Below are 1,742 nucleotides of genomic sequence, written 5' to 3'. Positions count from 1 at the left end.
GCGCGAAAGAGGCGTGATTCTATGCAGCCAGTGCAGGATGCGCAAGGGGTTTCGCGAAAAAAATCCACGGCCCCGCACGCTGTCGCGCGCGGGACCCTGGATCGACACGCCGGAACGCTCAAGCCGCGCGTACCTGCCGCGCGACGATCTCCATATAGTGATCGAGATCCGGCGTCGGCTTGCCCTCGGCCTTGGCCGTATCGTCCCAGCGGCGCAGACGCAGCGCGTCCTCCGCATACGGACGTCGCACGAACGTCGCCGCCTCCTCTTCGCCGAACACGCCGCCCTGCAGCGCGAGGCTGCGCACCGAGTCCGGCGACAGACTCTCGAGATAGCCGGCGTCCGTCCGGCACAGGCAGCGCTTCGCGTCGACATGTAGCCGGATCGGCTCGAGCACCGCGTCCGAAAACAGCGGCCGCAGAAACGGCAGCACGAAATACTGATGCAGATCGTCGATCCCGCGCGCGCTCGGTGTCTCGCCCTGGCGATTCAGCAAATGCCCGAGGTCGTGCAGAAACGCGGCCGCGACGAGCGCCTCGTCGGCGCCGGCCTCTTCCGCCAGCAGTCCGCTCTGCAGCGCATGCTCGAGCTGCGTCACCGGCTCGCCGCTATACGCGACATGGCCGTGCTCGCGATACAACCGATCGATGTCTTCCACTGTCAGCGCCATTGCGTCACTCCCAAGGCAACGAGAAGGTCTTCAGGTTCGTGAAGCTCTTCATCGCCTCCTGAACGCCTTCCTTGTAACCGAGCCCCGAATCCTTGATCCCGCCGAACGGCGTCAGCTCGAGCCGGTATCCGGGCACTTCCCATACGTTCACCGTCCCCACGTTCAACTCGTTCACGAATCGCACGACCGCCGCCGTACTGTCGGTGCACACACCCGACGACAGCCCGAACGCGGTGCCGTTGCTGATCCGGATCGCGTCGTCGATCGTGTCGAACGCGATCACCGGCGACACGGGGCCGAACGTCTCCTCGCGGACGAGCGTCATCGACGGATCGACGCGATCGAGCACGGTCGGCGCATACAGCCCGCCGCGGCGAATGTTGCCGGTGAGCAGGCGCGCGCCATGCGCGAGCGCGTCGGCGACGCGCGCTTCGAACAGCCGCGCCGCCGCATCGTCGATCACCGTGCCCATTTCGTTCGTCGGATCGAACGGATCGCCGTACCGCCACGCGCGCGTCTTCTCGACGAGCGCCTCGGTAAACGCCGGCGCGATCGAGCGCTGCACGAGAATGCGCTTGACCGCCGTACAGCGCTGCCCCGAATTCCGGTACGAGCCGAGCGCCGCGAGCGACGCCGCGCGTTCGGGATCGGCATCGTCGAGCACGATCAGCGGATCGTTGCCGCCGAGCTCGAGCACGACGCGCCGGTAGCCGGCCTTCGCCGCGATCGCCTTGCCGATCGCCACGCCACCCGTAAACGTGATCAGCGAGGCCTGCACGTGCGTGACGAGTTCGTCGGCGATCTCGCGCGGGTCGCCGGTCAGCACCTGCAGCATCGGTTCGGGCAACCCGGCTTCGTACAGCAGGTCCGCGAGATAGAACGCCGACAGCGGCACCTTCTCCGACGGCTTCACGATCACGCGATTGTTGGTCGCGATCGCCGGCGCGATCTTGTGCGCGACCTGATTCATCGGGTGATTGAACGGCGTGATCGCGACGATGACGCCCTCGAGCGGCTGTCGCTGCGAGAACACGCGCCGCGCCTTGCCGTGCGGCGTCAGATCGCACGAGAA

At 66.7% G+C, this 1,742-nt stretch carries 2 protein-coding genes; both read right to left on the bottom strand.

Going from position 1 to position 1,742, the window contains the following annotated elements; all coding sequences use genetic code 11:
* Positions 1–118: 118 nt before the first annotated feature.
* Positions 119–670 carry a phosphonate degradation HD-domain oxygenase gene (locus tag HMPREF3115_RS13660; RefSeq protein WP_070554757.1) on the bottom strand — a complete coding sequence of 184 codons (552 nt, stop codon included), beginning with the start codon at positions 668–670 and terminating at the stop codon, positions 119–121.
* Positions 671–674: 4 nt separating this feature from the next.
* Positions 675–1,742, bottom strand: a 1,068-nt coding sequence (gene phnY / locus HMPREF3115_RS13655; protein WP_256276199.1) for a phosphonoacetaldehyde dehydrogenase, incomplete at its 5' end; no start/stop codon positions are given.

Origin of the sequence: Burkholderia sp. HMSC10F09, assembly GCF_001806955.1 — a bacterium.
Taxonomy (GTDB): domain Bacteria; phylum Pseudomonadota; class Gammaproteobacteria; order Burkholderiales; family Burkholderiaceae; genus Burkholderia; species Burkholderia multivorans.
The sequence above is the reverse complement of the archived record's forward strand: the minus strand, read 5'-3'. Positions and strand labels throughout refer to the sequence as shown.